Origin of the sequence: Myxococcus xanthus (assembly GCF_013116825.1) — a bacterium.
Classification (GTDB): domain Bacteria; phylum Myxococcota; class Myxococcia; order Myxococcales; family Myxococcaceae; genus Myxococcus; species Myxococcus xanthus_B.
This window is the reverse complement of the sequence record NZ_JABFNS010000220.1, coordinates 1-8,650: the sequence shown is the minus strand read 5'-3', so window position 1 is coordinate 8,650 and position 8,650 is coordinate 1. Positions and strand designations below refer to the sequence as shown.

Below are 8,650 nucleotides of genomic sequence, written 5' to 3'. Positions count from 1 at the left end.
GGGTGGTAAGGGAACTCGGCGGGTAGGGCGCCGGTTCGTTGATCCAGGGGTGGGGCCATGAGAGAAGGGCAGGGATGGCCGTGACGCAGCAGGCGAAGGCAGGCAGGACCGCAGCGGTGGAGCTCCCCGGGGACATGACGCCCGAGGTGGGGCCGGTGAACGAGGGTGTGGGCGCCCGGGAGATTGCCTCCCTGACCCCCATGATGCGCCAGTACATGGAGGTGAAGGCGCTCCACCCGGACTCGCTGCTGTTCTTCCGGTTGGGTGACTTCTACGAGATGTTCTTCGAGGACGCGGTCAAGGCCTCGGAGATCCTCCAGATCACGCTCACCGCGAGGTCCAAGGGCGCGGACAAGGTGCCCATGTGCGGGGTGCCCTACCACGCCGCGCGGCGCTACATCGGCCGGCTCGTGTCGGAAGGCCTGAAGGTCGCCATCTGCGAACAGGTGGAGGAGCCAGGCAACGGGCCGGGCATCGTCCGCCGGGAAGTCACGCGGGTGATTACCCCGGGCATGGTGCTGGACGAAGAAGTACTGGAGCCGCAGGCCAGCAACTTCCTGGCCGCCGTGTCCTGGAACGACAAGGGCTGGGGCGCGGCGCTGCTGGAGGCGTCCACCGGCGAGTTCATGGCCCTGGAGGCCCCGGGCATCGCGGAGCTGGCGGAGTCGCTGTCGCGCGTGGAGCCCCGTGAGCTGCTGGTTCCGGACGGGAAGCGGGACGCGCCGGAGGTGACGCAGCTGCTCGCCCGGCTGTTGCGCACGCCGGCGGTGGCGGAGGGCGAGGCCGCGTCGTTCGAACCCACGCGGGCGGCGGGCTACCTGCGCAGCCACTTCGCGGTGCAGTCGCTGTCCGCTTTCGGACTGGATGACGCGCCCCTGGCCGCGGGCGCCGCGGGCGCCGCGCTGCGCTACCTGAAGGACACGCAGAAGACGGCGGCGGCGCACGTGGACCGGCTGAGCCGGCAGGAGCGCGGCGGCAACCTCCTGATGGATGAGTCCTCCCGGGCCAACCTGGAGGTGCTGCGCTCGCTGCGGGACGGTGGGCGCAAGGGCTCGCTGCTGGGCGTGTTGGACAAGACGGTGACGAGCCTGGGCGCGCGCAAGCTGGCGCGGTGGCTGGCGTCTCCGCTGGGCTCCCTGCCGGAAATCCACGCGCGGCTGGACGCGGTGGAGGAGCTGTCCGGGCGCAGCGTGTGGCGCGAGGAGCTGGCCGGCATCCTCAAGGAAGTGGGAGACCTGGAGCGGCTCTGCGGCCGGCTGTCGCTGGGCGCGGGCAATGCACGGGACCTGCGCGCGCTGGGCTTGTCGCTGGCGCAGCTTCCCCGGGTGGTGGCGGTGCTGGCGCGGTGTGAGTCCCCGCTGCTCAAATCCCTGACGGGGCCCCTGTCCGCGCTGCCGGACCTGGCGGAGCTGCTGTCGCGCGCCGTGGCGGAGGAGCCGCCGGTGACGCTGAAGGACGGCGGCATGATTCGCGCCGGCTTCCACGCGGAGCTGGACAAGCTGGTGGCGCTGTCCACGTCCGGAAAGGACCTGCTGCTCCAGATCGAGCAGCGGGAGAAGGAGCGCACTGGCATCTCCTCGCTGAAGGTCCGCTACAACAAGGTCTTCGGCTACTACCTGGAGGTGACGAAGTCGAACCTCGACCGGGTGCCCAAGGACTACATCCGCAAGCAGACCACGGTGAACTCCGAGCGCTTCGTCACCCCGGAGCTGAAGGAGTACGAGGAGCAGGTGCTCACCGCCGAGGAGCGGCGGTGCGCGCTGGAGGTTCAGCTCTTCGAGGAGCTGCGCGCGCAGGTGGTGTCGGCGGCGCCGCGCATCCGGTCCGCCGCGGAGGCGGTGGCCACCGGGGACGCGCTCTTGTCCTTCGCGCGGTGCGCGGCGGAGTACGGCTACACGCGGCCGGAGGTGGACGCGTCCGTGGCGCTCAGCATCACCGCCGGGCGGCACCCGGTGGTGGAGCGCATGCTGGGGGCGGGGGATTCGTTCGTCCCCAACGACGTCCGCCTGGACCCGGCGGAGGACGCGCAGCTGATGGTGATCACCGGTCCGAACATGGCCGGCAAGAGCACGGTGATGCGGCAGGTGGCCCTGACGGCGCTGATGGCGCAGGCGGGCTCGTTCGTCCCGGCGAAGGCGGCGCGTATCGGCCTGTGCGATCGCATCTTCACGCGCGTGGGCGCGGCGGACAACCTGGCGCGCGGTCAGTCCACCTTCATGGTGGAGATGACGGAGACCAGCCACATCCTCCATCACGCCACGAACAAGAGCCTCATCATCCTGGACGAGATTGGCCGTGGCACGTCCACCTTCGACGGGCTCTCCATCGCCTGGGCGGTGGCGGAGCACCTGCACGACACGGTGGGGGCGCGCGCGCTGTTCGCCACGCACTACCATGAACTGGTGGACCTGGCCCGCGAGCGGCCTCGGGTGAAGAACCTGTGCGTCGCCGTGAAGGAGCAGAACGGCAAGGTCATCTTCCTGCGCAAGCTGGTGCCGGGTGGGGCCAGCCGCTCCTACGGCATCGAAGTGGCGAAGCTGGCGGGGCTGCCGCCGGAAGTCGTCGCGCGCGCGCGCGAGCTGCTCCAGAACCTGGAGTCCGGGGAGCTGGATGACGCGGGCCGCCCCCGGGTGGCCGTGCGACAGCCGCAGGGGGGACGGCGTGGGGCTGCGCCCGGGCAGCTTGGACTGTTCGGCGCGGAGCCTGCGCCCACGGCTCAGGGCTCGGCTGGGGTGACGCCCGCGCAGCAGAAGACGCTGGATGCGCTGAAGGGGGCGACCATCGACCGGATGACGCCCCTGGAGGCGCTCAACCTGCTGGCGAAGCTTCAGCGTGAGCTGGAGTAGGAAGCAGCGCCGGGCGCCTCGCCAGACGTACATCGACGGGCGGGCCGCCCGTAGCCCCCACTGAGCGGTGTGGAGGGGCAGCCCAGCCGGCCCGCCAGGCGCGCGCTGCGAACCCACGGCCACGGCTGGCGTGCCGTGGCGGACAGGGCCGCCATGCACATCCCATAGGAGACATGAGGGATGCACCACCGGCCGCGCGAACTGCGCTTGGGCCCGCGCCGCGGGGGCCGAGCCGCTGGTTGCCGTGGCTCCTTGGGGGCGCCTTATTCGCGGGGGTCATCCTCGCCGCGCGCCACTTCGCGGAGGCCCGGGACTTCGCGCAGTTGACCGAGCGCGCCGAGCCCTGGTGGTTCGGGCTCGCCGTCCTGCTCCAGGTGGGAACCTACCTGGCCCAGGGGCAGGTGTTCAGGCTGGCCATCCGGGAGGGAGGGGGCTCGGTGCGGCTGGGCGCCGCGAGCCAGTTGAGCCTCGCCAAGCTCTTCGTCGACCAGGCGCTCCCGTCCGCGGGGCTGAGCGGGACGGTCGTCCTGGCGAGTGGCCTGCGGCGGCGGGGCGTCCCCCGGCCCACGGTCGCCGCGGCCGTCGTGGTCGACCTCGCCTCGTACTACGTCGCCTATGTGCTCGGCCTCGGGGGCGCGCTCGGAATCACCGTCATGCGAGGCGAGGTGACCCCGGTCATCCTGCTCGTCTCCTGTGTCTTCTTGCTCTTCGCCGTCGGGCTCACGGCGTGGGTGCTGGCCCTCTCCGGGAGGGGCGCGCGGCGTGTGCCCCGCTGGCTGGCGAGGCTGCGGCTGGTGGGCACCGCGCTCGAGTTCATATGGGACGCGGACCCCCGGCTGACGAGAAGCCCCCGGCTGCTGCTGCGGACCAGCCTCTATCAGCTGGTCATCGTCCTCTGTGACGCCATGACGCTCTGGGTCCTCATCCGCTCGCTGGGGGCCTGGGGCTCGCCAGGGGGCGTGTTCGCGAGCTTCATGATTTCGAGCCTCTTTCGCACGCTGGGCATCATGCCCGGAGGGCTCGGGACGTTCGAGGCCGCGTCGGTCATCACCTTGCGCATGGTGGGGGTGCCCATCGCGGTCGCGCTCGCCGCGACGCTCCTGTTCAGAGGCCTCAGCTTCTGGCTTCCGATGCTCCCCGGGCTCTGGCTGTCACGACGCGAGCTGGGGCCTCCACGCGCGCCGCCGCGTGACGTGGCGGCGCGCGGCGCGTGGGCGGCCCAGCCATTGGCCGGATTGATGGCCCGGCTGGTGACGACTGGGAAGGGACTCACCACGGAGGAGGCCCATCAGCGCGCCCCTCCAGGACGGAGGAACGCCTTGGCGCGTGGGCGCGCCGGGGTCCGCGTGCGCGGCGTGTTGCGTGCCCTGGCGAACCCGCTGGTCATCATCCTGCTCGTGGCGGGGACGGCCTCCGCGTATCTCGGGGAGGTGAGCGATGCGCTCATCATTGGAGGCATCGTGCTGCTCAGCGCGGGAATCAACGCCTGGCAGGCCCTCCGTTCGGAGCAGGCCGTCAAGCACCTCCAGGCGAGCATCGCCCCCACGGCGACGGCCATGCGGGATGGCGCCTGGGTGGAGGTTCCTCGCCAGGACATCGTCGCGGGGGACCTCATCCACCTGTCCGCTGGCGACCTGGTGCCCGCGGACGCGCGGCTGGTGGAGGCGACGGACCTCCACGTCATGCAGTCCTCGCTGACGGGCGAGTCGCTGCCGGCGGAGAAGACGGCGACGCACGAGGCCCTCCCGGACACGGGACCGGACTCTGGCGCGCTCGTGTTCCTCGGGACGTCCGTCGTGAGCGGCACGGGCACGGCCCTGGTCTTCGCCGCGGGCCGGTGCACGGCCTATGGCGACATCATGGAGCGGCTGTCGGCGCGACCGGAGGAGACCGAGTTCGAGCGGGGCACGAAGCGCTTCGGGATGCTCATCCTGCAGACCGTCCTCTTCCTGGTGCTCTTCATCCTCGTGGTGAACGTAAGCCTGGGGCGCAACGCGCTGGAGTCGCTCCTGTTCTCGGTGGCGCTCGCCGTGGGACTCACCCCCGAGTTCCTGCCCATGATCACGACGGTGACGCTCGCCCAGGGGGCGATCCGGATGGCGCGGGAGAAGGTCATCGTCAAGCACCTCGCGTCGATGCAGAACCTGGGCAGCGTGGACGTGCTCTGCAGCGACAAGACAGGCACGCTGACGGCGGGCACCATGTCGCTCGACGCGACGCTCGGCCCCTTCGGGCAGGTGGACGATCGGGCGCTCTTCCTGGGCGCCCTGAATTCACGCTTCGAGTCCGGCATCAAGAGTCCACTTGATGCGGCCATCCTCGAGCGCGCCGGCGCCGGAGGAGAGCGCTTCGAGAAGACGGATGAGATTCCGTTCGACTTCGAGCGGCGCCGCTTGTCCATCGTCGTGGCACATGACGGAGAGCACCTGCTCATCACCAAGGGCGCGCCGGAGAGCGTGCTGCGCCTCTGCACGGTGTGCGAGGTGGAGGGGCGGGTCCAGCCCCTGGATGACAGCTCGGCGGCGCGTTGCCTGGAGGTCTTCCGGCGGTTGAGCGAGCGAGGCTTCCGCGTCCTCGCCGTGGCCTACCGGCGCGTCTCCAGGCCACGAGGTTTCAACGTGGGGGACGAGCGGGACTTCATCTTCGCGGGGTACCTGACGTTCGCCGACCACCTGCTCGAAGGCGCGGCGGAGTCCATGGCGGCGCTGGGGCGCGACGGCGTCTCGGTGAAGATCCTCACCGGGGACAACGCGCTCGTGACGCGTCACATCTGCGCGCAGGTGGGGATGCCGGCGGGCCGCATCGTCCTGGGCAGTGAGCTCGAGCGCATGGATGACGGCGCGCTCGCCCATGTCGCGGAGCAGGCCCAGGTGTTCGCCCGCGTCTCGCCCGCGCAGAAGCACCGCGTCATCCGGGCGCTCCGGTCCCGGGGGCACGTCGTCGGCTTCCTCGGCGACGGCATCAATGACGCCCCCTCGTTGCACGGCGCGGATGTCGGCATCTCCGTGTCGGGGGCGGTCGACGTCGCGCGCGAGGCCGCCGACATCGTCCTGCTGGAGCGCAACCTCGCCGTGCTCCATGGCGCCATCCTCGCTGGCAGGCGCGCGTTCGGGAACGTCTTCAAGTACCTGCTCATGGGGACCAGCTCGAACTTCGGCAACATGTTCAGCATGGCGGGCGCGGCCCTGTTCCTTCCATTCCTGCCAATGCTTCCGACGCAGATCCTGCTGAACAACCTGCTCTACGACGTCGCCCAGCTCACCATCCCCACGGACAACGTGGACCCGGCCTTCGTGGCCCGTCCGCAGCGGTGGGACATCTCGCTGATCCGCCGGTTCATGGTGCTGATCGGGCCGGTGAGCTCGGCCTTCGACTTCCTCACCTTCGGTGTCCTGCTGTGGGGCTTTCACTTCGGGCAGTCGGCGTTCCAGACGGGGTGGTTCATCGAATCGCTGGCGACCCAGGTGCTGGTGGTGTTCGTGATTCGCACCATGGGCCGGCCTTGGAAGAACCGGCCGAGCGCCGCGCTCATCGTCACCGCGGTGGCCGCGGTCATCATCGGGGGCGTGCTCCCGTACACTCCCGCGGCGGCGCTGCTCGGCATGGAGCCCTTGCCTCCGGCCTACCTCCTCTTCGTCGGACTCGTGGTGCCCACCTATCTCACCCTGGTCGAACTGCTGAAGGGGCGCCTCCTGCGGCACGCCCTCCTCGCGCGCTGAGCGTGGCGGCGGCGGTAATGGCAGGCCAGCCAATGCGCCGAGCACGACCGGGAACCCCTCTGGCGGAGGTCGCGGAAACAACCCTCCCAAGAAGTGACGGCTCAGGACGGTGCTGGCGACACATCACCTCCAGGGCCGGCACGCGGTTTCGTGCCGGCCCCACAGTCCCGGTGTCGCACAGCGCACAGTCGGCGCGACGCCACTCCCCACACGCGCTGAGCGTGGCCAAGAGTGGGGCCATGAGGCTGCTGCCTGTCTGCATGGGAGTCCTGCTCTGGGGGTGTTCGGCCCATGGCGTGGGGGAGCGGCCCGGCGCCGTCACCGCCGCGTCCATGGATGGCCGCGAGGTGCTGCGCTTCGAGGGCATGTGTGATGCCTCCGGCGCGGTGGCGCTCGGCGGCAGCCTGTTCGTCGTGGGCGACGATGAGGACAACATCCTCCGTGTCTACGACGCGCGCAGGGGCGGTCCCCCCGTGCAGAGCGTGGACCTGTCCCCGGACCTGGAGCTGCCCGCTGCGAAGAAGAAGCCCCCGGAGGCGGACATCGAGGCGGCCACCGGGCTGGGGGCGCTGTCCTTCTGGCTGACGTCCCACGGCCGCAACAGCTCCGGGAAGAAGGCGCCCAGCCGGCTGCGCTTCTTCGCCACCGAGGAGACGGGCGCGGGGCCCCGGCTGGTGGGCCGGCCGTACACGCAACTCCTGGATGACATGCTCGCGGCGCCGCAACTGGCGCGCTTCGGGCTGGACGGGGCGGAGGCGAAGGCGCCCAAGGCTCCGGGTGGGCTCAACATCGAGGGCATGACGGCCATGGCGGATGGGCGCACCATCCTCGTGGGCTTCCGCAGCCCCGTGCCCGACGGGAAGGCGCTGCTGGTGCCGCTGCTCAATCCGGTTGCGTTGGTGGAAGAGGGCGCTCGGGCTCAGCTGGGCGAGCCCGTGCAACTGGACCTGGGCGGGCTGGGCATCCGTTCGCTGTCCTGGTGGCGCGGCCGCTACGTCATCATCAGCGGTGGCACGGCGGGAGAGGGCACCTCGCGGCTGTTCACCTGGCGCGGCGGTGAGCATGCCCCGGTCGCCGTGGAGTCGGTGGACCTGGCGGGCCTGAACCCGGAGGCCTTCTTCACGCCGGAGGACGCAGAGGAAATCCTGCTGCTCAGCGACGACGGCGCCGCGCCCGTGGACGGCGTCGAGTGCAAGCGGCTGAAGGACCCGTCGCGCAAGCGCTTCCGGGGCGTCTGGGTGCGGCTGCCGGAATCGCCGTGAGGCGGCGGGTGCGTCCGTGCGCCGCGCTTGGGGTAGGCTGCGCGTCCATATGCAGCTGGCCATTCCGCATGCTCCCCGGCAGGTCCGACTGACGCAGGTGCCCGGCGCCGTGGGGCGCGTGGTGCGAGGCGTCCTCCTGGGACTGGTGGCCGTGGCGCTCCTGGGCACCGGCGCTGGCTGGGCGGGACGCTACTTCGTCGAAGAGCAGGGCTTCGCCGCGCGGGCGGAGGAAGTGGAGGGGCTGGTGGTGGCCTCCCGCCTTCCACCCCTGGACGCCCGGGATGGCGCGGAAGCCGCCCTGGAGGTGCTCTACACCTTCGCGGAGGCGGAGCACTCCGTGTCCGGCGTCCGGACCTTCGCGGAGTACGCGGAGGGGCTGGGGCGGGGCGCTCGGGTGACACTGCTGGTGGACCCCGCCATGCCGGACCGGCCGCGCGAGGCCGGCTTCGCCCGCTCCCGGGCGATGCGCGTGGGGCTGCTCCCCTGGGGCATCGGCCTGGGCGTGCTGGTGGCCGTGGGGTACTTCGCGTGGGAGATGCGGCGGCTGTGGCGCTCGGAGGTGGAGCCGCTGCGGCTGGGCGCGCTGGTGTGGCTGACGCCGGACGGCCCCCTGCCGGAGGCCCGGGGCGAGGTGTCCTTTCCGGCCCACTATTTCCGTCAGGATGTGAAGCACGCGGTGCGCGCCCGGGTCCGGCCGGGGCGGGCGCCCGTGCGCAACGGGGAGAAGGTGCTGGCGGCGGTGGTGCCCCGGCAGCCTGGGTGGGCGCGCGTCATCGACCAGGACCTCGCGGGTGTGCTGGGGTGGCTGCGCTGAGGCAGATGG

4 protein-coding genes are annotated in these 8,650 nt (G+C 71.1%); all 4 read left to right on the top strand.

Going from position 1 to position 8,650, the window contains the following annotated elements; genetic code table 11:
• Positions 1 to 134: 134 nt before the first annotated feature.
• The 4 genes from mutS (at position 135) to HNV26_RS35925 (ending at position 8,641) form a co-directional block, all read left to right on the top strand.
• The gene (gene mutS / locus HNV26_RS35940) at positions 135 to 2,846 is read left to right on the top strand and encodes a DNA mismatch repair protein MutS (RefSeq protein ID WP_171445374.1); all 2,712 of its coding nucleotides are present in this window, start codon (positions 135 to 137) and stop codon (positions 2,844 to 2,846) included.
• Between the two features lie 239 nt (positions 2,847 to 3,085).
• Positions 3,086 to 6,565, top strand: a complete 3,480-nt coding sequence (gene mgtA, locus HNV26_RS35935) for a magnesium-translocating P-type ATPase (RefSeq protein WP_171445373.1) — start codon at positions 3,086 to 3,088, stop codon at positions 6,563 to 6,565.
• A gap of 239 nt (positions 6,566 to 6,804) precedes the next feature.
• Positions 6,805 to 7,827, top strand: a complete 1,023-nt coding sequence (locus HNV26_RS35930) for a DUF3616 domain-containing protein (protein WP_253817365.1) — start codon at positions 6,805 to 6,807, stop codon at positions 7,825 to 7,827.
• A 49-nt stretch (positions 7,828 to 7,876) separates the two neighbouring features.
• The gene (locus HNV26_RS35925; protein WP_090494534.1) at positions 7,877 to 8,641 is read left to right on the top strand and encodes a DUF3592 domain-containing protein; all 765 of its coding nucleotides are present in this window, start codon (positions 7,877 to 7,879) and stop codon (positions 8,639 to 8,641) included.
• Positions 8,642 to 8,650 lie beyond the last annotated feature (9 nt).